We start from the raw sequence: 19563 nt of genomic DNA on the forward strand, positions 1-19563 counted from the left end.
TGACTTACCGGTTACCGGTAGGTAAGCTGCAGCGTGACAACCCCTGGCCGGCGCTGTCGAAAGACCCAGCTTTTTATCAAATGGCCTGCCATCGAGATACTATGGGGCTGGCAGACATCGCAGCGGGCATCGAAGTGACCGAGGGCCAGGATGCCAAGGGGGTTGTGACTGTCGACGACACCGACGCGACACTCGCCGAGCGCCTGGAGCCCTTCGGGGAGGCGCTTCCCTGCTCGGTCGAGGCAGCAGCAACAGTGCTGGAGCGGTACACGGCCTGTGGCTCTGTCGGTGACGCCGGCCGGGCCGCAGGCGTCGCACCGATGACCGCCGCAAAGACACTGCACCTGCTGGGCGAATCGGTCTCGCCAGCGACGCCACTCCAGCGCGAGATACTCGACGACTGGCAGACCGGAGAACTCTCTCGCAAGGAGGCAATCGAGCTGACAGGGCTGACCGAGACGGAGTTCGCGCTGGCCGCCTACGTCGAAACGCACGACCCACTCGAAGCGGCCTGCGTGGCCGTCGAGGGAGTCCTGACTGGGCAGATGCTGGGCGAGGAAGAGCCACTGGCAGACGCCGTCGGCGGCGATCTACAGCTCTGAGGGGTCACGGTCGATCGGCGGTCACGTCGGTCAGGTAGTCGAACTGGGCGGACAGTTCTTTTCGTCGCTGTCGTTTGATGACCGTCGCGTCGAGGAGTTCACCGACCAGCGAAATGTCGAGCGCGAAGTCGGTCGTCGCCGTCAGCGTCGTGGGCTCCTCGTCGAGTTCGTATCGCGTCGTCATCGTCTCGAAGATGCCCTCGCGTTGCTCGTAGGCGAGTACCGCACCAGGCTCGTCGACGAGTTCCAGGTCGAGCTCGACCGAGAGCAGGCCGACCCTGTTCTCGATGTGTACCATCGGCTCGGCGACCGAGACGGTGTCGAAGCCACACGCCTCGATGAACGGTCCCACGTCAGTGACCAGCGCGCGAATCGTCTCGGGCGACGCCTCGAACGTCCGCGAGAGTGAGACCGTCTCCATGCCCGAAGGGTGGTCTTCGGTGTGAATAGCACTTGTGCCCGGTCTCGGGCTGTTGGAACTGCCGAACATATTCGGGAACATTGATACGCGGGGCGTTACTCTGCTAGAGAGTATGCCAACCGCCAGGCTCACCATCACGATTCCCGACGATATCTGGGTCGGGAATCTCTCCCGGAGATACGCCGACGCGGCGTTCGAGATTCTTACCGCGTTTCCAAAAGAGAAAGGAGGCGTTGCTCTCGCAGAAATCACCGCAGAGGACGGAGAGCAGATTGTAACCGAGATGGCCGCCTACGAGGCGGTGCCGGACGTGGACCTGCTCAAAGAGACTGAGGACACGCTGTTGGTGCAGTTCGAGACCTCAGAGCCAATCTTGCTGTTGCCGGTCAAAGAGGCGGGGACGCCGCTTGAGTTGCCCTTTACGGTCACAGACGGGAACGTCGACTGGGAGATTACCGCGACACAGGACCGCCTGTCCAGGCTGGCAGACCAGCTCCGGGAGTTCGATATCGCCTTCGACGTACGGTCGGTCACCCACGAAATCGAGACCACCCAGCTGCTCACCGACAGACAGGTAGAGATTCTGACCCACGCTGTCGAGACCGGGTATTACGATACCCCCAGGACGAACACGCTGACCGACCTGGCCGAGGAACTCGGCCTCGCCAAATCCACCTGCAGCGAGACACTCCACAGAGCAGAGGAGAAGGTCATCAAACAGTTCACGAACGATGTCGATTACATCGACACGGACGCGATTGGTCTCTCACAGGACTAACCGGCGGTGTCGATCACCCTGGCGGTCACAGCCATTTTGTTGCGAGCAGCCGCCACCCGCCGAGAAAGAGCCAGCCAAAGAGGATGCTCACGACGAAAAACGACGGCGGCGCGTAGCCGGGGACCAGCGTCGTCCGCCTGACGAAGCCGCCGATGACTGCCACGACGAGCCAGACAGGAGCCATCCAGAGGAGCGCGCGACGATAGCTCGCAATCGAGGCCGTGCTGGCGAGCCCGAAGACGACCGCGAGCACGAGCCAGGAGGCGACGATTGGCGCTGAGATGCGGACCGTCCGGGCCGGATACTCCCAGAACAGATAGCCGTGTTTGTACTGCCCGACCGCGACGAACGCAAACAGCGCCACAAGGTCACCAGCTACCAGTGTGACCTCTGTCGTGGTCGTCGGAAGGCGGCCGGCCAGCGATGCCGTGAATCCGTGGGTGGTTGTCGTGTTGCTCATGCGAGGACAGTTACCGTTTCGAGGACGATTGCACCGAGGACGATACCAAGATACGCAATCGAGACAAAAAACGTTTGCATCGTCGCGTCGCGAGTCCGGAGCCGACATTGGGAGACGGCACTCCAGAAAAAGAGCGCCCCCGCGAGTATCGAGCCGGCGGTAAAGAGCCAGGCAAGCGGCGTCCAGACGACCAGCGCCACGGTCACGAGAAGCGTCGCACCGAGTGTGAGGAGGATGCGCCGCCGGGCGGCCGAGACGCCCGCAACGACGGGAAACATCGGATAGCCGGCCCGGGCGTAGTCGTCCCGGTAGACGATAGCGAGATTATAGAAGTGCGGTGGCGTCCAGACGACGACCAGCCCAGCCAGGAGGAGACCACCGAGGCCGACGCCGCCGGTCACCGCTGCCCAGCCAATTAACGCTGGCAGGGCACCGGCCCCACCGCCGATGGCGATATTCCAGGAGGTGTTTGGCTTCAACACCACCGTGTATACCACACTGTAATAGAAGACAGCCGCGAGCGTCAGCGCCGCCGCGGCCGCGTTGACGAAGGTGAGGACGATTCCGAGCGAGAGGCCCAGTTGCAGGAATCCGAACGCGGCCGCGTTCCGTGGCGGTATCTCGCTTGTCGCGACCGGCCGCTCAGCGGTGCGCTCCATCTTCCGGTCACGGTCGCGCTCGTAGAGATGATTGAACGTTCCGCTTGCGCCGATAGCGAGGATACCACCCGCGAGCGTCGCCGCGACCTCAACGCCGCTCGGCCAGGTCCCTGTTGTCGTCGCCAGTGCCATCCCGGCGAGCGCGAGCAGACAGAGCAGCCACATCAGGCGCGGCTTCGTCAGTTCGAGATACGCCCGCGCACGCGCCTCGACCGTCACCGTCTCGGGCTCTGGCTGTGCCGCCTGGACGGCAGTGTCGCCCGGGCTATCCGCGTTGGTCGTCTCCTCGCCGCTGACCGCACTCTCCTGGTCGGCTGTCTCGTCTTCGAGCGTCCAGGCCAGCGCCGTCAGCAACAGCACGAACACACCGGTCCCGAGCGCGAGATGCAACTCGGCGACCGCGGGGAGGTCGGCGAGCACGACGAGCGCGCCGAGCAAGACCTGCACGGGAAAAGCAAGCGCCACGCTGTACAGCGCAATCCGCGCCCGCCAGTCCAGCGAGAGCGAGAGGCCGGCGAGAACCGTCACCACAAGCAACAGCCCGACCAGTGCCGTCAGAGCCCGGTGGCCGAAGACGAGGAGGAAGGCGGGCGTAATCCCGCCGGCTGGGACACAGAGCGGCCACTGCGAACAGGCCGTCGTCCCCGTCGAGGCGAGTGTCGCTCCCGTCGCAATCAGAACGTAAACCGCGAGCGTGGTGACCGCGAGCACGGTCTCGAACTGCCGCTTCGTGAGGGTAGAGAGACTCATCAAGTATCTGGACCGAGCATCCCGTTGTACTCGGTGGTATTCCCGAACATGTTCAGAACCCGCCGCGGACTGGGTGCAGTTCCTCCAGCCGTGTCGTCGGCTAAGAGTTCCGTGGGCGAACATCATCGGGCGAACGTTCAGACGACTGTGTGTCGAACGAGAGGTATGAGCGCAATCGACACCAACTGCAACCAGGTGCTCGACGTTCGCGAGGTCGACGGCGAACCGTTCGGAGAAATCACGGCGGCACTCGACAAACTCGATCCGGACGAGACGCTGTTGTTGGTCAACAGTTTCGAGCCGGTCCCGCTGTACGACGTACTCGCCGAGCGTGGGTTCGACCACGAGACCACCCAGGTTTCCGACGACGAGTACCACGTCGAAATCACCCAGATCTGAGGGCTCAGCAGTCCGACAGCCAGAGTCAGAGCGCCAGTGTACCCGCCCGCCACACGAATATATTCGGGAGCAGGGCGAGGGATGCCGGCGTCGTACCCTCATCTATGAGTGCGATACCTGGGAACCTCGAGACGACTCAGCAGCCGCCGATGACGGTACCGCTCCGGCACTTCTTCGTCGCGCTCGGGTTCCTGTTTGCGGGCGTCGGCGTCGGCATCGGGCTGACCGCCGACGCCGTTCCCGGACTCGCTCGGCTCGCTCACGTCCATCTCCTGCTCGCGGGGTGGGTCTGTCTCACGATTATGGGGGCGATGACGCAGTTCATCCCGGTCTGGTCGGGAACCGGCCTCCACTCCCGGGCGCTCGCGAACGCCCAGCTCGTCCTCGTCACCGTCGGTCTCGGTGGCTTCGCGCTCGCGTTCGTCTGGAGCGCGTTCGGTCTCCTGGTCGGCTTTGGCCTCGTGATGCTCGCCGGGTTCTGGCTGTTCGTCTACAACATCGGCCGGACGCTCGGACCGGTGGCCGACTACGACGTGACCGAGACTCACTTCCTGTTCGCGCTGGGTTGTTTTCTGTTGCTGGCCGTCCTGGGAGTCGCGCTCGCGCTTAATCTCGACCGTGGCGTGCTCTCGGATCTTCCCGTCTCACACGGTGGCGTCCGCGGTGCCCACGTGACGCTCGCGGTCTTCGGGGCAGTTCTCACCACGGTCTACGGCGCGTTGTACCAGCTCGGGACGATGTTCACCCAGACCGAGCTCCACGGAATCGATTACTCGCTCCAGGCCGTCGAGCGCATCGGCCACCCCCTCGGTGTCGTCGTGCTCGCGGCGGGCCGGCTTCTGGAGGCCGTCCCCGTCGCCCGGGTCGGTGCGGTCCTGATTCTCGCCGGCGCGCTCGCGTTCGCGGCGGTGCTCGGGCGCAAGCTCGTCGAGATGCGGGTTGCGTGGACACCGATGCACAGCCGATATGTGGTCGTCGTCTCGGCGCTCGTACTGTGGGCGCTCGCGTCGCTCCCTGCCTGGGTCGCGGACCCGACCGCCCCCGACCACCTGCTGGGTGGAGCCGGGACCCGCTATCTCCTCCTCTTTGGAGTTGTCGGGTTCGTCATCCTCGGAACGCTGTACCATGTCGTCCCCTTTGTCGTCTGGGTCCACCGGTACAGCGACCTGCTGGGCTTCGAGGATGTGCCGATGATAGACGACCTCTACGAGGACCGGATTGCGACCGCAGATTTCGCACTCATCACGGCCGGCGCGGCGCTGTTGGCCGGGACGACCCTCGTCGACGGCCCCCAGCTGCTCGTCGGCCTCGCCGGTATGTTGGTTGCGCTCGGGCTCGGTGCCTTCCTGGTAAACATGCTGCTGGTCGTCCGGCGACACAGCCCACAGACGCTCGATGAAATTATCTTCGGCTCACTGACGCCCCGTCCGTCGAGCGAGGACCAGCCCGAGGCGGGACAACACTCCTAGAAGGGCGCGTCTGTCTCGTCTCCGGGACCGCTGGCCAGGAACGCAGGCATCTCGTCTGTCTTCTGTGCCTGGTCCTCCAGGGGTTCTACCGAACCCGTTTCACGGTAGCTCGCTTCGAGGGCTTCGAGTGCGTTGTTTATTTCCTCGCTCTGGTGGTGTGTCTCGGCGACCCGAACGCGGACGAGGTCGTAGTCGTGGCGGTCGCTCAGTCCGTTCCAGGCGCGAAACGAGCCCTTCGTGAGCGTGTCGCTCTGTGGACAGAACGGCGTCGTCGGTGCGAACTCCGCCCGCAGCGTCGAGGGGTCGTCGGCTTCCTCGGCGTAGCGATACCCCGAGTCGGGGTGGCGAGTGTCGAGGTTCAGGCGTGCCAGGTTGTAGCCGAAGGTCATGTCGTAGACGCCGCGCTCGTCGAAGAGCTCCGTCGTCGTCTCGTGAACGGCCAGGTGGTCCTCCCCCGTGAGAACGTCATGTCCGTCGAGGAACCGGCCCGGCGTCGGGAGGTGTTCGGGGACGAACGTCTCGGGGTCGTCGAAGAGGTCGTCGTCGCTGGGGCCACCGAGTGAGGGGAGTCCAACCATGTAGTGAGATTAAGACTGTTCTCCTCTCAGCGTTCGGGCGAACATATTCGCCAACACCTCTCAGTTCCACCGGGAGCAATCAGCCATCATGACCGTCGACACTGACACCGTTGTCGAGAGAACAGACGCGCCGGCGTCTCCACGCGAAACGCTCGACGTACGACAGCTCGGACCGCCGAAGCCACTCGCCGAGACCCTCGAACGACTCGCCGAACTGGAGGAGACAGTACTCGTCCAGCTCAACGACAGGGCCCCACAACACCTCTATCCGAAACTCGACGACAGGGGGTACGCCTACGAGACCGTCGAAACCGACGAAGCCGTCGTCACCGTCATCTGGGAGCCATGAGCACCGAACCCGCCGAGACACGCGACGACGCCGACCCGACAGCGGCCGCGCTCGAAGCGATACGCCGCCGACGCTCACAGGTTCGACAACAGGAACTCGACCGGGCCATGGACGCACTCGACCTGACACCTCGGCAGGCTCTCGTCGTATCGGCCCTGTCTCACCGACTCGTCGGGCAGCTCACGGCACCTCCCCTCCGGCAGCTCGAACAGACAGAGGAGTCGACACTCGGCGAGACGGCGCTGGCACTGTTCCAGACGGAGTGAGTCGACTCACGCCCGCGTGGTGTACAGCGAGTAAACGATGACCAGAAAACCGGCCGCGACGAGGACGCTCTCGACGAGCTGGCCCGTCCGAAAGCCCGCGTCGAAGACTTGGTCGACGATGCCGGCCAGAAACGTCCCTGCGGTGATGATACTGAAGCCAAGCGAGAGCGCACCCAGCGACCGGGACCGCGTCGTCCGATAGGCCTTGAACGCCAGGTAGGTCGTCAGTCCACCGAGCACGAACGAGAGGGCTTTGAACCCGATTATCGCCGTCGTAATCGTTGCGAGTGTCATGTTTCCTCCCGGACCGCGGACCACAGCGTCGCGAGCCGTTCGTCGGCGCTCTGGGGGTCCTCGTCGAGTTCGACGACTAGGCCCATCTCATCGGAGAGTTCGATGCTGACGCTGTCGAAAGCGACCGCGTACTGGCTGACGTGCTGTCCGTCCGTTCGCATCTCGACACCCTCCGCGACCAGTCCGGCCGTCGTCAGGATGTCCAGTTTCCGATAGGTGGTCGACAGCGGGATGTCTGTTGTCTCTGCGATTTCGTTTGCCGTCATTGGTTCTGTGAGCGTCGTGAGTATGGTTCGACAGTCCTCGTCGTGGAGCCCCTCGAGGATGGGTTCGAGGTTGGGCTTGGGCTGGGTCGGCTCGCTGGGCGGGCTGCTAATCATCTCTCTGTCACCTCCGTCGCCGGTATCCGATGGCACGTGGTAGTCTCACGGCAAATCACCAACACAGCCTGCGCGAGACGACACTGACTGCGTCGGTGATACCGCCGCCTGCACCCCGTTCGGCCCCGATTGAGTCATATATTGTTTTTCGCCACAGTCCCAATAGAGCGTGTTCCCGAACATATTCGAATTGTTCGGATTGATAACGGGACGACTGTTGTCACCCTGTTATAAACTCCCAGGTGTGGCCGAACATGTACGCGATAATAGCCAGGGAGGTCAGTTGAGTACCGGCAGACGTGAGCATCCAATGAGCGCAGACGAGATTCCGACGATGCAATGGTTGTACAATCGTATCTTCCTGCTGGCAGTCGCCTCGCTGGTGTTCTTTTTCCTGGTGTACGTCGGATGGGGACTGCTCGATATCATGTCGGTGCCGACGAGGTGACAACAGATGACAAGTCCACTCGACCCCCCGGATGGTAACTGGTGGGACAGGGCGGTAAACAGACGCGAGACAATCTGGCTCGGTATCGCGGGCGTGTGGTCGCTGGGCATCTTCGCCTGGATGAGCGGGTTCACGCGGTTCGGCGACCAGAATCCCGTTGGCGAGACCTACGACGTCGAGCCCGAAGCCTACGCCGCAACAGTCGAGACCTACGAGGAAAACGCGGGGACGACCTCGGCGGCCGCAGTCGAGGAGAGCAGAGCACCGACAGAGGAGGAACGACAGGACGTGCTGGTTCCCCCAACCAGGTCGGTATACGTCTTTCCGCGCCGGTTCAGCTGGGGCGGGCTCCCGGTCGTCCTCGAAGCAGGCAAAGAGTACGACATCCACCTCAGCGCGGCCGATGTCCAGCACGGCTTCTCGGTTCGGCCCGAGGAGAGCCTGAGCCAACAGATAAACCTGCAGGTGTTCCCCGGAACGGAGTGGGTCGTGCCGATGAGCTTCGACGAACCCGGAACGTACCAGGTCATCTGCAACGAGTTCTGCGGGCAGGGCCACGCCTCAATGCACGACACGTTCTACGTGGCCGACCCTGCGGAGTACGACACGGTGACGGGTGAGTGACAATGTTTGCAACAATCACGAGACTCTTCGAGAACGACTACGACGAGGACGGGTTCCGGACCTGTTCGGTGACGGGGCTGAACATCCACCGCTCGGCGGAGGTACACGTCAAGCTGTTCGGACTGACGGCGGTCATCGCGATGATTGTCGGCGGGCTGTTCGCGTTCTCGGTGGCGATGACCCGCTGGGAGGTCGTCGGACTCATCGGCGAGTTCGACGGCTACTACCGCCACCTCAGCATGCACGCCTGGAACCTCCTCATCTTCTGGATGGTGTTCATGGAGATTGCGGTGCTGTACGTCGGCGGCCCCATCGTGTTGGGTCGTCGCCTGCCGCTGACGAAAGTCGCCAAGGCCGGCTGGGCGATTATGCTCGCCGGCGCACTCACGGTCAACTACTTCATCTGGACGCTCAGCGGCGGCTCGGATGCGCCGCTTTTGACAGCGTACGTTCCCCTCGACGTTCCCCTCGGTTTCTACGGCGGTGCCATCCTCTTTCTGGTCGGTGCGACCGTCGCGGCACTCCCCTTCCTCGTGAGCATCATCCAGGAGAAACGCGAGGACTGGAACGGGACGCTTCCGCTGGTCGCCTTCGGGGCCTTTGTCACGTTCGTTATCGCGGTCCAGGCGATTCTCGGCGGCATCGCGGCCTTCAGCTACGCCTTCGTCTGGCAGGCCGGCATCATCGACAGCATCAACGCCGGCATCTACCGCCAGCTGTACTGGATTATCGGCCACGGCAGCCAGCAGATCAATCTGCTGGCGATGATTACGGTCTGGTACTTCCTTACCCACGTCGTCGGCGGCGCGGTCGTCGCAAGCGAGAAAGTCTCCCGGACCGCGTTCATCATGTATCTGTTTTTCATCAATCTCGGGGCCGCACACCACCTCATGGTCGACCCCGGACTCTCGGCTGGCTGGCGCATCTTCAACACCTCCTATGCCTTCTACGGCGCAGCCTTCGCCAGCATGATTCACGCTTTCGCTATCCCGGCGGGGCTCGAAGCCGGCCGCAGACAGCGCGGACTGGGTGGCGGTCTCTTCGGCTGGCTCACGTCTGCACCCTGGAAGAACCCTATCTTCGCCTCAACTATCTTCAGCATCATCCTGTTTGGCTTCCTCGGCGGTATCACCGGCGTTCTGATGGGACAGATGCAGCTGAACATGACCTGGCACAACACCTACGCGACGGTCGGTCACTTCCACGCGACGGTCGCGCTCGGGACGACGCTTGCGTTCATGGGACTGGTCTTTTTCGTCATCAAGACCATGTTCCAGCGCAACTTCATCTCGAATAAGCTGGCGCTGCTGGTGCCATACGGCTACGCGGCCGCGATGGGACTTGCCTCACTGCTGATGGTCTACATCGGCATCCTCTACGGCGTCCCGCGCCGGACCTCCCAGGTCGTCAGCAACATCATCGGCTCCGAGTTCAGCCTCTCGGCTGCCGAGCCGCTGTTTCTGATTCTCGGTCCGATGACGCTGCTGGCCATTCTGGTGGGGGCGGTGTTCGTCCTCGTCTCCGTCGGCTCGTTGCTGGGCGGTTCGCCGACGACCGAGGAGGATTCGAAGGCACTGCTCCCGCAGGGTGGGCTAGTTCCCGACGGGGGAACCGACTCGGTGCACGCAATCGAGATGCGCGGGACGTTCGTCCTCTGTCTCGTCTTCATGGCGGCGTTTGTCACCCTGTACGTGCTGAACTGGTTCCTGCTCACGCAGCTGTGGTCTATCGGGGCCTGATAGATGTCCCGATTTCGACGAACAGCCTGGAGGTAGTTTCACCATGATACACGCAACACTCATCGCGACAGTACGCGGCTTCATACAGCAGTCCTGGTGCGACCTGCTCAGTGTCTACTACGCCAACACACCAATCTGGCGGTGGCTGAAAAGCGGCGCACTCCTCTTTCTCGGTATCGGCGTCTGGGCCGGCGGCTCGGCCGTCCACTCGGTAACCGGGTGGCGGCCGGTGTTGTACCTGATGGCCTACGGCTTCCTGCTCATCATCTGGGGGCCGTTCACGCACATGGTGTTGGTCCCGCTCACGATTCGGCTCCGTCGGAACGCAGAGACGAAGCCAGGTCGAGTCTTCTCGCGGAACTCCGGGAAAATCAACCTGGCAATCTTCGCGATGTGCATCATTGTGCTCGCGACGTTCGCGCCCGGTGTGATGTTGCTCGACTTCTCGCCGACTACCGGCGGCGACACCGGCCCGAGCGTGAGCGGCGACCTCGTCTGTGAAGACGGCGAGACCGTCTCCTGTGAGATTATCGAGCCACAGGGAATCGACCACGTGGTCGTCCTCTCCGACGACGAGACCATCGAGAGCGTCGAGGGACCGCCCTTCGAGTTTACCGTCGCTCGTGAGGACCTCATGGAGACACGGACCGGCGGGCAGTTCATCGTCGAATTCAGAGACGCCGACGGCAACCGCCTCCAGCGTCTCGTCGAGCGAGTAGAATAGTTACTGCTCGCCTTTACAGCCACCGCGCAGCCGGCTGCACTCTGATTGGCGCGTCTCAACACAGAGGTCAGTCTCCGCGTAGACTTCTTCGATTACCTCATCCAGGAGGTCAATCTCGCGCTGTCCGTGGACCGGACTGGTGATGAAGTAGGGACCGAGACGGTGTTCGGCGATGCGTCGCCCACAGAGCCCCTCGGACTGGAGTTGGTCGACGACGGCACGGAGGTCTGCCTTCGTCGGCTCGGGGTCGATGTCTATCTCCGAATCCGACCGAAGCGTGTCTATCATGTACGCGTTCCTCGCTTGACTGCCCTAAAACTATTTCCCCGAATATGTACGCTTGCACGGCCAGAAGCGTGTATTTCAGCCGCTCACAGGACAGACCGCCTGGAGTTCGAGACGACGATGAGGCTGCTCGCCGCCATCGCCAGGGCGGCAAACAGCGGATTCAACAGGCCGGCGACCGCCAGCGGAATCGCCACGGCGTTGTACAGAAACGCCCAGGCAATGTTCTCGCGGATGCGCCGGCGCGTCCCGCGGACGAACGAAAACACCGTCTCGACCGCAGTGAGGTCGTTATCGGTGACGACGGCGTCGGCGGCTTCGATGGCCCGGGCGGTGCCGTCACCCATCGCAATCCCGAGGTCGGCGGCCGCAAGCGCCGGCGCGTCGTTGGTCCCGTCGCCGACCATCACCGTCGTTCCTGTCGCCGACAGCCGCCGCACTGTCTCGACTTTCCCGTCGGGCGGGACCCCCGCGAAGACGCTGTCGACGGCCGGATGCTCACGAAAGCGCTCGGCCCCGGGACCGTCGTCCCCGGTCAACACAGCAATCTCGTGGTCGTCGAACGCCTCGATTGCCTGTTCCCACTCTCTGCGGGCGCTGTCGCCGACCGCGATGACCCCGCGGGTGTGTCCCTCCCACCCGACGGCGACGGCCTGGTTTCCCTCGCGCTCTGCCGCGTCGATTTCCGCTCGAAGCGTCGCCGGTATCGGTCCGGCACGGTCGGCGACGAACGCGGGCGTGCCGACGGCGACCTCTCGCCCGTCGACAACTCCGGTGACGCCGTCGCCGGGATGCCGCGTGAACCCCGCTACCTCGGGGACTCCCTCCGTGAGGACCGCCGTGCCGCCGTCAGTCACCGCGTTGCCGTCGGCGGCGTCGAGAATCGCGTCCGCGACCGGGTGGCTGGCGAGGCGCTCGACGGCGGCCGCGTACCGCAGCGTCTCGTCTGCGCCGACGACCTCGGAGACGGTCATTTCGCCGGTGGTGAGGGTGCCGGTCTTGTCGAAGACCACGGTGTCGGCCTCGGGCGCGACCTCGAACACCGACTCGTTGGCGATGATTACCCCCTGTTCGAGCCCGTCTCGGAGCCCGGCCGAGACCGCAAGCGGCGTCGCCAGCCCCATCGCACACGGACAGGAGACCACGAGCACCACCAGTCCCAACAGCATCGCGGTCGCGACCGAACTCCCGGCGGCCAGCTGCCAGAGCGTCACCGCCGTGCCGAGAACGAGGACGAGCGGGACGAACACCGTCGCAATCGCGTCGGCCAGCCGCTGGATGCCCGGCGTCGCGCTCTGTATCCGCCACAGCGCCGTCGCAATCCGCTCGGCCGTGCTCTCGACTGCCGGCCCGACTTCGACCACGAGCGCGTCGTCGGTGACGACAGCGCCGCCGACGACCGCCTCGCCCGGCGCTTTGGTGACCGGCATCGCCTCGCCGGTCACGACAGACTCGTCGACATCCGCGACCCCCTCACAGACGGTGCCGTCGACGGGGACCCGTTCGCCCGGCGCGACGACCACCTCGTCGCCGGCCGATAGCTCCTCGACCCCGACGGTTTCCCGGCCGTCGTCGGTGAGTCGCGTCGCTTTGCTCGTGCGTGCGGTCGTAAGCTCTGAGAGTCGGGCAGTCGCCTGTGACCGAATCGCCCCCTCGTAGTACCGCCCGAGTGTGACAATCATCACGATAGCGACGGTCACATCGTAGTAGAGGTGGATGCTGCCGGTCGCAAGCGCCACAGTGCTGTACGCGAAGGCCCCACAGGCGGCGACAGCGACCAGCAGGTCCATGTTCGGCTGTCGCGCCGTGAGACTTACCCACGCACCCCTGAGTACGGGCCCGCCCGTGTAGAACAGTACACCGGCCGTCGCGAGGGCGAGAATCGCCATCGGGACATAGAGCGTGGCCGTCGTCGTCGCGTCGACGTCGAGGATGCCAGTCTCGATACCGACGTAGCTTGGGTAGAGATAGACAAAATACCACGGCATCACGAGCATCGAGAGGAAGCCGCCGACAACGAGCCGCTGTGCGGTGTCACGTTGGCGTGCTCGACTGTTGGCCGCGTCGGCCTCAGGCTGACGGAACCGATAGCCGTGGGCCGACAGCAGGCCGGACAGGTCGGCCTCGTCGTGGTGGTCGGGGTTGTAGACAACACGGGCGGTCTCCATCCCGTAGTTGGCCTCGACCGCGTGGATTCCCTCGGTATCCTCACCCCGTAACGAAAGAAAGGACTCACAGGTCGTACAGTGCATCCCGTCGACCGCGAGGTAAGCCGTCGCTGCGTCGTCAGGGACATCCGTCTCGCCGTCATCCTGTGTCACCGCGTCTGTCTCGTCCATCCCGCCAACAGTGGAATCGTCTTCGAGCGTGCGGGCGACTTCGAGACAGCCCCGGCAACAGAAACCACCATCCACATCCGACGCCGTGACGGGTGACTCCGGCGTCGGGAGATCACAGAGCTGGCAGGTGCTCATTGTGCGACCGTCTGTCGGCCAGTCACGAATGGGTGTGCCCGAACGTGTTCGCCATGATGAGGTGTTGATAGCGATACGTTCCGCAGGTCATCTGGGCCAGTTTTCCGAGACTGTCTTGAATCCCACTGAAATCTGCGGCTGTAGCCCTTTCGTCCTGTAACACCCATCTCTGGTATGACAGCGGACAACGCCTCCAGTGAGAAACTGCCGGTGGTACAGCTCACAGTTGTCAGCATCGTCTTCTTGTCGTTTATCGTGGTTCCCGGGTTCGTTCTGGGGCTGGTGACCTACGGCTGGCAGTCGTGGCTTGGCTTCTCAAATCTGCATGTGGGTCTGGTCGCGCTGGCACCGGGCGTCCTGATGGGAGGCGCAGCACTCCTCACCATGCTCGGCAGCAGGTGACACTCACGTCTGACCGAAGCTGTCCGGTCAAATCCTCGTCTGCCTAACGAGCTAGGCCGTTGGCTCGTGGCGGCCCGTCATTATTAGTTTCAGACAATTACACAGAAAATAGCTGTTGTCTGGCGCGGATTCCACCCGATTTCTTATTAATGGCCCATGGTATGAGGGGGGACCGAGACGGGATCTCAGACGTTGAGAAGGACTCTTGGCCGGTAAGAATATGCTCTACGCTTCATATGCCTGGGTATTAAACGTACATGTGTAAGGTGACACCCAATGTCCGAACCACCCGCCACGAAACGGCGTCCATTCCTCACAGCAATCGGTGCCGGTAGCACAGCAATGGTTGCGGGCTGTACCGGTCCACTTTCGAGCAGTGACAATACCGACGAACCAGAGCAGACACCTGACTCTACAGAAATGCAAGAATCACTCGATAACGCAGCGGAGACGGACACGGACAGAATCGCGGCAGACCCACGAGAGCTTCCGGACCCTGTCGACTGGGACGAGCCGCGTCACCACGAAATCGAGATGACGACGACCGAGGAGACCGCCGAAATCGAGCCCGGGGTCACATTCGACTTCATGACCTTCGACGGGCGGGTTCCGGGCCCGATGGTTCGGGTCCGCCGCGGTGACACCGTGGAACTGACGCTGACCAACGACGAGTCGAACTCGATGCCCCACAACGTCGACTTCCACGCCGTCTACGGGCCGGGCGGCGGCGCTGACGACACGACAGTCGCGCCCGGCGAGAGCGCCACCATCGAGTTCAAGGCGATGTACCCCGGCTCGTTCGTCTATCACTGTGCGGTCCCGAACATGGACCAGCACATCAGTTCGGGCATGTTCGGCGCAATCCTGGTCGAGCCCAAAGACGGCCTCCCCGAGGTCGACCGCGAGCTCTACTTCGGCCAGCACGAAATCTACACGAAAGGCTCCGCGGGCAAGGAGGGTCACCACGAGTTCGACTTCGACGCGATGAAAAACGAGGAGCCGACCTACGTCTGTCTCAACGGCGAAGCGTACGCCTTCACCGGGAACGGATACGGGCCAGTGACCGTCGACAAAGGCGAGCGGATTCGCATCTTCCACTCGAACGGCGGCCCGAACCTCATCAGCTCCTGGCACGGCATCGGCAACGTCTGGGGGACGTTCTACCGCGACGGCGACGTGGTCTCGGACCCCGACCGCTTCGTCGAGACCGCGCCGGTCGTCCCCGGCAGCGTCGCAATCGCCGAGATAGATACCCCGGTGCCCGGCCCCATCAAGCTGGTCGACCACGCGCTCTCGCGGGTCGTCAACAAGGGTATGCTGGGCGTCATCCAGGTCGAAGGCGAGGACGAACCAGACATCTTCAACCCGGACCCCTGAGCTGAGCGGCGAGCGGTCACGTTCCAACAATGACACCACAACTCACCCGACGCGACGCGCTCAAAGCGGCCGGCGGCGTAGCCGTCGCTGCGGTCGCGGGCTGTGTCGGCAACAGCGGGGACGACGAACCGCCCGAGAACGCCGGCGAGCTTGGCGTTCCTGCCGAGGAGTTCACCGTGCAGACCACGTCCCGGCCGTTCCCCGAGTTCGACCCCCAGGTCGTCCACGTCACTCCCGGCACGACCGTCGAGTGGGTTGTCGAGACGGGCAGACACAACGTGACGGGGTATCACGAGGATACTCATCCCCCACATCGGACGGCACCAGAGACGACGGCCTGGGGTAGCGAGCTACTGACTGGCCCCGGGTCGAGCTACGAGCACACCTTCGAGACCGAGGGTATCTACGACTACGTCGATACCCAGCAGGTGTGTGTCTCACACGAAGTCGCGGGCAACGTCGGCCGCGTCGTCGTCGGCTGGCCGGACCCGACAGAGGAGCCAGCACTGGCCGACCCACAGTCGGAGCTCCCCTCACGGGTCGCAAACGCACTCGCACAGTTCAACGAACAGACGCGACCGGTTCTCGAAGACGGCCCGGAGTGATTTCCCATGACCACCGAGCGAGCAAGCAGACGGGCAGTACTGGCGGCGGGAGCGACGGCGCTCGCGGCGACGGCGGGCTGTGTCGACGCGTTCGCCGGCAGTGACGGGAACGACGACGTGGTGTTAGACCCTCCGGAGAACCACGACCGCCGGACGGACCTCGACATCCCGTATCCCACCTACGGCGACCGGATACCGGAGACATCAGTGCCCGCCCCACTTCACGACCGCGAGGTCTCGACACGGGAGTTCGTCGGAGACCGCCACGTGATGATGACGTTCATCTACACGAGCTGTCGGACGGTCTGTCCGGGGCTGACCGCCTCGCTCCGGCAGGTCCAGGCCGACGCCGTCGAGCGGGACTACAGCGACGAGATGGCGTTCCTGCCGACGACGTTCGACCCCGAGCAGGACACCCCCGAACAGCTCCGGGCCTACGGCGAGGACCTGGGTGTCAACCACGACGCCGGCAACTGGTATTTTCTCAGGCCAGAGACCCCCGAATCGGCAAAGAGCGTCGTCGAGGAGACCTTCGGCGTCGCCTTCGAGTCCGGGGAGGGGGGCCACGGCGAGATGGAAGCAACCATGTTCCAGCACGCTTCGCTGGTGTTGCTCGTCAACAAGGACGGATTCGTCGAGCGAGCCTACAACGGCGGCCCGCCCGGGGCCAGCGAGGCCAGAGAGGACGCCCGGGCAGTCGTCGAGGGGTGGTGACGATGAAACGGCGCGAGGTTATCGCCGGACTTGGAAGTCTGGCCGTCCTCGGCGGCGGCGCGGCGCTTACACTCGATGGCACCGGGTCGAACGGGTCGAGCATGGAGCCACTGGACGTCGAAACAATCGACGCTTCGGGCAGCAGTGACGGGACTGTCACGGTTCCACAGCGCGGGCAGGTGACCGTCCTCGAACTGTTCGCCACCTGGTGTAGCGTCTGTGAGTCGATGATGTCGGAGCTGACGACGGCCCACGAGCGCCTCGGCGACGAGGTCCAGTTTGTCTCGGTGACGAACGAACCACTCGGCGAGACGGTCACCCGAGCGGACGTATCGGCGTGGTGGACCGACCACGAGGGTGCCTGGACGCTCGGCGCTGACACCGGCCTCACCCTCACACAGCGCCTCGACGCCAAGGGCGTCCCCTACACCGTCGTCTTCGATGCCGACAACCGTATCACCTGGAGTCACCGCGGTCGGACGGACGCATCGAAGCTGGAGACAGTCGTCGAGCGAGCACGTACGGAGTGAGCACGATGGCGAACACACTGTACGGAACGGCGACGTTCGCGTTCGGCGCGGGCGTATTGACGTTTTTCTCCCCCTGCGTCTACGCTCTGTTGCCTGGATACGTCGGCTACTACGTGGCGAACGTCGACGCCGAGTCGACGCCAATTGCGGGTGCGCTCGCCCGTGGCACCACGGCCAGCCTTGGCGCACTCGGAACCTTCGCCGTCCTCTCGGTCGCCGCGCTGGCGGCTGGTGAAGTGCTCGAACGCTTTCTGCCGGTGTTCGAGTATCTCGTCGGCGCGTTGCTCGTCGTCTTCGGCGTGCTCGTCGTCTACAAGGAGGCGTTCTCGATGACCGTCACCCTCCCCGAGCGCCAGGAGAGTCTGCTCGGGTTCGGCGTGTTCGGGGCGATGTACGCGCTCGCGGCGACTGCGTGTGTGTTGCCGCTGTTTCTCTCCGTCAGCCTTGTCGCCGTTGATTTCTCGGTCGTGGGAACAGTGCTCGTGTTGGGAGCCCACGCCGCGAGCTTCGCGGCGTTGATGATCGCAACAACGGTGATGACTGCACTCGGCCAGGAACGGCTGCTCTCGCAGTTCTCGGGACACGCCGGTGCGCTATCGAAAGTTGCAGGCATCATCCTCGTCTGTGCCGGCCTCCTCCAGGTCGCTATCGTCGCCGGAGTCGCCGTCCCGTTTTAGTCGCCACTGACCTGGCTCGTCGCGCCGTCCCACGACGCCGGGAGCGGACCGTCGTACTCCTCTGGGACAAACGAACAGAGCGGGTCGCTTTCCAGCGGGTCGCCCGTGTGAGCGTACGCTCGTGACCGACTGCCGCCACAGACGTTCCGGTAGGGACAGGCCCCGCATTTCCCCTGCAGAGCGTCGGGGTCACGGAGCTCCTCGAAGAGGTCGGCGTTCCGGTACAGCTTGACGAGACTCTCGTCGCGGACGTTGCCGGCCGACTCGGCGAGAAAGCCAGAGGGAAACAGCTCGCCGGTGTGGCTGACGAAGGCAAAGCCGTCGCCGGCGGTGATGCCGGTCCGGCGGCCGATGCCGTCCGGCTTCGGTCCGGCCTCGCTGTCTGTCTGTTGCTGGAGGGCGACCCGGCGGTAGTGTGGTGCCTCGGTGGTTTTGATGCCGAACGGCGCGTCGGACTGAACCGAACAGAGCCACTCCATCACTCGCTCGGCACACTCTGGCGAAATCGGGTCGAGCACCCGCCCGCGGCCGACGGGGACCAGAAAGAACACCGACCAGAGGACAGCACCCAGGTCCGCGACGAGGTCCCGAATCGCGGGCAACTCCTCGATTGTCTCCCCGCAAACGGTCGTGTTTATCTGGAGCGGGAGCCCCGCTCGCTTTGCGTGTCGTGCGGCCTCGATGGTCTGCTCGAAGCTGCCGGTCTCCTGCCGGAACTCGTCGTGGGTGGCCGCCGACGCACCGTCGAGGCTGACGGCCATCCGCCGGAGCCCCGAATCGGCCAGCCCCTGAATCCGGTCGGGGGTCAATGAGTTCGTCCCGCTGGGGGTCATGGTCATCTGGAGCCCCTGGTCGGTCCCGTATTCGACGAGCTCGGGGACGTCGTCGCGTGCGAGCGGGTCCCCGCCCGAGAGGACGACGAGCTGGTCGTCGCCGAAGGACGCGGCCTCGTCGAGAAGCTGTTTTCCCTCTGCGGTCGTCAGCTCGTCGGGATGGCGCTGTGGCTCTGCCTCGGCTCGGCAGTGTTTACAGGCCAGTTCACACGCCTGGGTCACCTCCCAGATGAGGACGAAGGGCCGCTCGTCGGTGTCGATAGCGTCGGCGTACATGCTCTGTGTGGGCGTTGTTGCCGTCCGTCCCTCAACGTCGTTCCGAACATATTCGCTCGGCGCGTCGCGGTCACTCGTCGGCAGGTGCCAGCACGATGAGTGCGGTACTCTCGCGTGTCGCCGTCGGCGAAATCTGCTGGTCGCCGGTGAACCGAGCGATGTCGCCCGCCGTCAGCTCGTGTGTATCATCGCCGAGCTGAAGGTCGATTTCGCCGTCGAGAACTGTTAATACGATATCTCGGCCTGGGTGGGTGTGTTCGGGAACCGTCTGGCCCTCATCGAGGGCGAGTCTGACAGTCTTCGGTTCGGCATCCGGAAAGACGTTCGCGTGGGGTTGGCCGTCGAGGTCGTCGAGAGATGTGATGTCAGTCATGGCTGGCCGTGCCGTGAGTTCCGTCCGTGGGGCCTTCAGCGTTGACTCGAACATCTCCGCTCGCGCCGAACGGAAAC

The 19563-nt window shown here is 63.9% G+C and carries 26 protein-coding genes; 16 read left to right on the forward strand and 10 right to left on the reverse strand.

The genetic code is table 11. The features are described from left to right. Positions 1 to 101 precede the first annotated feature (101 nt). Positions 102 to 602 (forward strand): DUF7858 family protein, encoded by a 501-nt coding sequence (locus OSC37_RS08980; RefSeq protein ID WP_267161129.1) that lies wholly within the window; start codon positions 102 to 104, stop codon positions 600 to 602. Between the two features lie 4 nt (positions 603 to 606). On the opposite strand, the gene OSC37_RS08985 is transcribed toward OSC37_RS08980, so the two are convergent. Further along, positions 607 to 1023: an SRPBCC family protein gene (locus tag OSC37_RS08985; RefSeq protein ID WP_267161130.1), complete on the reverse strand. Its 417-nt coding sequence runs from the start codon at positions 1021 to 1023 to the stop codon at positions 607 to 609. Positions 1024 to 1135: 112 nt separating this feature from the next. On the opposite strand from OSC37_RS08985, the gene OSC37_RS08990 reads away from it, so the two are divergent. Beyond that, positions 1136 to 1801, forward strand: coding sequence for a helix-turn-helix domain-containing protein (locus tag OSC37_RS08990; protein WP_267161131.1), 666 nt, complete (start codon positions 1136 to 1138; stop codon positions 1799 to 1801). Between the two features lie 25 nt (positions 1802 to 1826). On the opposite strand, the gene OSC37_RS08995 is transcribed toward OSC37_RS08990, so the two are convergent. Together OSC37_RS08995 and cyoE are read right to left on the reverse strand one after the other, a co-directional pair. Further along, positions 1827 to 2261: a DUF3054 domain-containing protein gene (locus OSC37_RS08995; protein WP_267161132.1), complete on the reverse strand. Its 435-nt coding sequence runs from the start codon at positions 2259 to 2261 to the stop codon at positions 1827 to 1829. Continuing rightward, the gene (gene cyoE / locus OSC37_RS09000; RefSeq protein ID WP_267161133.1) at positions 2258 to 3670 is read right to left on the reverse strand and encodes a heme o synthase; all 1413 of its coding nucleotides are present in this window, start codon (positions 3668 to 3670) and stop codon (positions 2258 to 2260) included. Before cyoE ends, OSC37_RS08995 begins: the two co-directional genes overlap by 4 nt. Before the next feature lie 165 nt (positions 3671 to 3835). Here cyoE and OSC37_RS09005 point away from each other — a divergent pair, with 165 nt between their 5' ends. Continuing rightward, positions 3836 to 4069, forward strand: a complete 234-nt coding sequence (locus OSC37_RS09005) for a DUF2249 domain-containing protein (RefSeq protein WP_267161134.1) — start codon at positions 3836 to 3838, stop codon at positions 4067 to 4069. Between the two features lie 149 nt (positions 4070 to 4218). Beyond that, on the forward strand, positions 4219 to 5538 hold the full coding sequence (locus tag OSC37_RS09010; RefSeq protein WP_368409578.1) for a hypothetical protein: 1320 nt from the start codon (positions 4219 to 4221) through the stop codon (positions 5536 to 5538). Here the strand turns inward: OSC37_RS09010 and OSC37_RS09015 are convergent. Beyond that, entirely contained in the window at positions 5535 to 6116 is a 582-nt protein-coding gene (locus OSC37_RS09015) for a DUF7998 family protein (protein WP_267161136.1), read from the reverse strand. The two genes, OSC37_RS09010 and OSC37_RS09015, sit on opposite strands and share 4 nt — an antisense overlap. Positions 6117 to 6204: 88 nt before the next feature. Here OSC37_RS09015 and OSC37_RS09020 point away from each other — a divergent pair, with 88 nt between their 5' ends. Together OSC37_RS09020 and OSC37_RS09025 are read left to right on the forward strand one after the other, a co-directional pair. After that, positions 6205 to 6465, forward strand: a complete 261-nt coding sequence (locus OSC37_RS09020; protein WP_267161137.1) for a DUF2249 domain-containing protein — start codon at positions 6205 to 6207, stop codon at positions 6463 to 6465. Continuing rightward, the gene (locus OSC37_RS09025; RefSeq protein ID WP_267161138.1) at positions 6462 to 6731 is read left to right on the forward strand and encodes a glutamyl-tRNA reductase; all 270 of its coding nucleotides are present in this window, start codon (positions 6462 to 6464) and stop codon (positions 6729 to 6731) included. The genes OSC37_RS09020 and OSC37_RS09025 overlap by 4 nt, the downstream gene beginning before the upstream one ends. A gap of 6 nt (positions 6732 to 6737) precedes the next feature. Here the strand turns inward: OSC37_RS09025 and OSC37_RS09030 are convergent, their stop codons facing one another. Together OSC37_RS09030 and OSC37_RS09035 are read right to left on the reverse strand one after the other, a co-directional pair. Beyond that, positions 6738 to 7025, reverse strand: a complete 288-nt coding sequence (locus OSC37_RS09030; RefSeq protein WP_267161139.1) for a DUF7521 family protein — start codon at positions 7023 to 7025, stop codon at positions 6738 to 6740. Further along, positions 7022 to 7405, reverse strand: coding sequence for a helix-turn-helix domain-containing protein (locus OSC37_RS09035; protein ID WP_438267604.1), 384 nt, complete (start codon positions 7403 to 7405; stop codon positions 7022 to 7024). Before OSC37_RS09035 ends, OSC37_RS09030 begins: the two co-directional genes overlap by 4 nt. 310 nt (positions 7406 to 7715) lie before the next feature. Between OSC37_RS09035 and OSC37_RS09040 the strand changes: the two genes are divergently transcribed. Genes OSC37_RS09040 through OSC37_RS09055 form a run of 4 tightly spaced genes read left to right on the forward strand, consistent with a single transcriptional unit; the run spans position 7716 to position 10940 of the window. Continuing rightward, the gene (locus tag OSC37_RS09040; protein ID WP_267161141.1) at positions 7716 to 7853 is read left to right on the forward strand and encodes a hypothetical protein; all 138 of its coding nucleotides are present in this window, start codon (positions 7716 to 7718) and stop codon (positions 7851 to 7853) included. A gap of 6 nt (positions 7854 to 7859) precedes the next feature. Beyond that, positions 7860 to 8477, forward strand: a complete 618-nt coding sequence (locus OSC37_RS09045) for a cupredoxin domain-containing protein (protein WP_267161142.1) — start codon at positions 7860 to 7862, stop codon at positions 8475 to 8477. A gap of 2 nt (positions 8478 to 8479) precedes the next feature. Beyond that, positions 8480 to 10216 (forward strand): cbb3-type cytochrome c oxidase subunit I, encoded by a 1737-nt coding sequence (locus tag OSC37_RS09050; protein WP_267161143.1) that lies wholly within the window; start codon positions 8480 to 8482, stop codon positions 10214 to 10216. 43 nt (positions 10217 to 10259) lie between these two features. Continuing rightward, positions 10260 to 10940 (forward strand): hypothetical protein, encoded by a 681-nt coding sequence (locus OSC37_RS09055; RefSeq protein WP_267161144.1) that lies wholly within the window; start codon positions 10260 to 10262, stop codon positions 10938 to 10940. On the opposite strand, the gene OSC37_RS09060 is transcribed toward OSC37_RS09055, so the two are convergent. Next, positions 10941 to 11228, reverse strand: coding sequence for a hypothetical protein (locus tag OSC37_RS09060; RefSeq protein WP_267161145.1), 288 nt, complete (start codon positions 11226 to 11228; stop codon positions 10941 to 10943). It lies immediately after the preceding gene. 83 nt (positions 11229 to 11311) lie between these two features. Then, on the reverse strand, positions 11312 to 13699 hold the full coding sequence (locus tag OSC37_RS09065; protein WP_267161146.1) for a heavy metal translocating P-type ATPase: 2388 nt from the start codon (positions 13697 to 13699) through the stop codon (positions 11312 to 11314). Positions 13700 to 13873: 174 nt separating this feature from the next. On the opposite strand from OSC37_RS09065, the gene OSC37_RS09070 reads away from it, so the two are divergent. From OSC37_RS09070 to OSC37_RS09095, 6 genes are all read left to right on the forward strand, one after another. Further along, positions 13874 to 14101 carry a hypothetical protein gene (locus OSC37_RS09070; protein WP_267161147.1) on the forward strand — a complete coding sequence of 76 codons (228 nt, stop codon included), beginning with the start codon at positions 13874 to 13876 and terminating at the stop codon, positions 14099 to 14101. 276 nt (positions 14102 to 14377) lie between these two features. Continuing rightward, entirely contained in the window at positions 14378 to 15478 is a 1101-nt protein-coding gene (gene nirK, locus OSC37_RS09075) for a copper-containing nitrite reductase (RefSeq protein ID WP_267161148.1), read from the forward strand. Between the two features lie 29 nt (positions 15479 to 15507). After that, entirely contained in the window at positions 15508 to 16083 is a 576-nt protein-coding gene (locus OSC37_RS09080) for a plastocyanin/azurin family copper-binding protein (protein ID WP_267161149.1), read from the forward strand. 6 nt (positions 16084 to 16089) lie between these two features. Further along, the gene (locus OSC37_RS09085) at positions 16090 to 16797 is read left to right on the forward strand and encodes an SCO family protein (protein ID WP_267161150.1); all 708 of its coding nucleotides are present in this window, start codon (positions 16090 to 16092) and stop codon (positions 16795 to 16797) included. A gap of 2 nt (positions 16798 to 16799) precedes the next feature. After that, complete coding sequence (locus OSC37_RS09090) at positions 16800 to 17327, forward strand: TlpA family protein disulfide reductase (RefSeq protein WP_267161151.1); 528 nt, start codon at positions 16800 to 16802, stop codon at positions 17325 to 17327. A gap of 5 nt (positions 17328 to 17332) precedes the next feature. Beyond that, a complete protein-coding gene (locus OSC37_RS09095) occupies positions 17333 to 18004 on the forward strand; it encodes a cytochrome c biogenesis CcdA family protein (RefSeq protein WP_267161152.1) in 672 nt (223 codons plus the stop codon). On the opposite strand, the gene OSC37_RS09100 is transcribed toward OSC37_RS09095, so the two are convergent. Continuing rightward, positions 18001 to 19113 carry a TIGR04053 family radical SAM/SPASM domain-containing protein gene (locus tag OSC37_RS09100; protein ID WP_267161153.1) on the reverse strand — a complete coding sequence of 371 codons (1113 nt, stop codon included), beginning with the start codon at positions 19111 to 19113 and terminating at the stop codon, positions 18001 to 18003. The two genes, OSC37_RS09095 and OSC37_RS09100, sit on opposite strands and share 4 nt — an antisense overlap. Before the next feature lie 70 nt (positions 19114 to 19183). Further along, positions 19184 to 19540: a cupin domain-containing protein gene (locus OSC37_RS09105; protein ID WP_267161154.1), complete on the reverse strand. Its 357-nt coding sequence runs from the start codon at positions 19538 to 19540 to the stop codon at positions 19184 to 19186. Positions 19541 to 19563 lie beyond the last annotated feature (23 nt).

It is taken from the genome of Halovenus salina (assembly GCF_026410925.1).
Classification (GTDB): domain Archaea; phylum Halobacteriota; class Halobacteria; order Halobacteriales; family Haloarculaceae; genus Halovenus; species Halovenus salina.

Coding starts and splice junctions, on each gene's coding strand:
- OSC37_RS09010 (WP_368409578.1), top strand. CDS start 4,219: ATGACGGTACCGCTCCGGCACTTCTTCGTCGCGCTCGGGTTCCTGTTT.
- OSC37_RS08995 (WP_267161132.1), bottom strand. CDS start 2,261: ATGAGCAACACGACAACCACCCACGGATTCACGGCATCGCTGGCCGGC.
- OSC37_RS09090 (WP_267161151.1), top strand. CDS start 16,800: ATGAAACGGCGCGAGGTTATCGCCGGACTTGGAAGTCTGGCCGTCCTC.
- OSC37_RS09060 (WP_267161145.1), bottom strand. CDS start 11,228: ATGATAGACACGCTTCGGTCGGATTCGGAGATAGACATCGACCCCGAG.
- OSC37_RS09080 (WP_267161149.1), top strand. CDS start 15,508: ATGACACCACAACTCACCCGACGCGACGCGCTCAAAGCGGCCGGCGGC.
- cyoE (WP_267161133.1), bottom strand. CDS start 3,670: ATGAGTCTCTCTACCCTCACGAAGCGGCAGTTCGAGACCGTGCTCGCG.
- OSC37_RS09030 (WP_267161139.1), bottom strand. CDS start 7,025: ATGACACTCGCAACGATTACGACGGCGATAATCGGGTTCAAAGCCCTC.
- OSC37_RS09020 (WP_267161137.1), top strand. CDS start 6,205: ATGACCGTCGACACTGACACCGTTGTCGAGAGAACAGACGCGCCGGCG.
- OSC37_RS09045 (WP_267161142.1), top strand. CDS start 7,860: ATGACAAGTCCACTCGACCCCCCGGATGGTAACTGGTGGGACAGGGCG.
- OSC37_RS09025 (WP_267161138.1), top strand. CDS start 6,462: ATGAGCACCGAACCCGCCGAGACACGCGACGACGCCGACCCGACAGCG.
- OSC37_RS09050 (WP_267161143.1), top strand. CDS start 8,480: ATGTTTGCAACAATCACGAGACTCTTCGAGAACGACTACGACGAGGAC.
- OSC37_RS09040 (WP_267161141.1), top strand. CDS start 7,716: ATGAGCGCAGACGAGATTCCGACGATGCAATGGTTGTACAATCGTATC.
- OSC37_RS09065 (WP_267161146.1), bottom strand. CDS start 13,699: ATGAGCACCTGCCAGCTCTGTGATCTCCCGACGCCGGAGTCACCCGTC.
- OSC37_RS08990 (WP_267161131.1), top strand. CDS start 1,136: ATGCCAACCGCCAGGCTCACCATCACGATTCCCGACGATATCTGGGTC.
- OSC37_RS09055 (WP_267161144.1), top strand. CDS start 10,260: ATGATACACGCAACACTCATCGCGACAGTACGCGGCTTCATACAGCAG.
- OSC37_RS09100 (WP_267161153.1), bottom strand. CDS start 19,113: ATGTACGCCGACGCTATCGACACCGACGAGCGGCCCTTCGTCCTCATC.
- OSC37_RS09105 (WP_267161154.1), bottom strand. CDS start 19,540: ATGTTCGAGTCAACGCTGAAGGCCCCACGGACGGAACTCACGGCACGG.
- OSC37_RS09015 (WP_267161136.1), bottom strand. CDS start 6,116: ATGGTTGGACTCCCCTCACTCGGTGGCCCCAGCGACGACGACCTCTTC.
- OSC37_RS09005 (WP_267161134.1), top strand. CDS start 3,836: ATGAGCGCAATCGACACCAACTGCAACCAGGTGCTCGACGTTCGCGAG.
- OSC37_RS09070 (WP_267161147.1), top strand. CDS start 13,874: ATGACAGCGGACAACGCCTCCAGTGAGAAACTGCCGGTGGTACAGCTC.
- OSC37_RS09095 (WP_267161152.1), top strand. CDS start 17,333: ATGGCGAACACACTGTACGGAACGGCGACGTTCGCGTTCGGCGCGGGC.
- OSC37_RS08985 (WP_267161130.1), bottom strand. CDS start 1,023: ATGGAGACGGTCTCACTCTCGCGGACGTTCGAGGCGTCGCCCGAGACG.
- OSC37_RS08980 (WP_267161129.1), top strand. CDS start 102: ATGGGGCTGGCAGACATCGCAGCGGGCATCGAAGTGACCGAGGGCCAG.
- OSC37_RS09085 (WP_267161150.1), top strand. CDS start 16,090: ATGACCACCGAGCGAGCAAGCAGACGGGCAGTACTGGCGGCGGGAGCG.
- nirK (WP_267161148.1), top strand. CDS start 14,378: ATGTCCGAACCACCCGCCACGAAACGGCGTCCATTCCTCACAGCAATC.
- OSC37_RS09035 (WP_438267604.1), bottom strand. CDS start 7,405: ATGATTAGCAGCCCGCCCAGCGAGCCGACCCAGCCCAAGCCCAACCTC.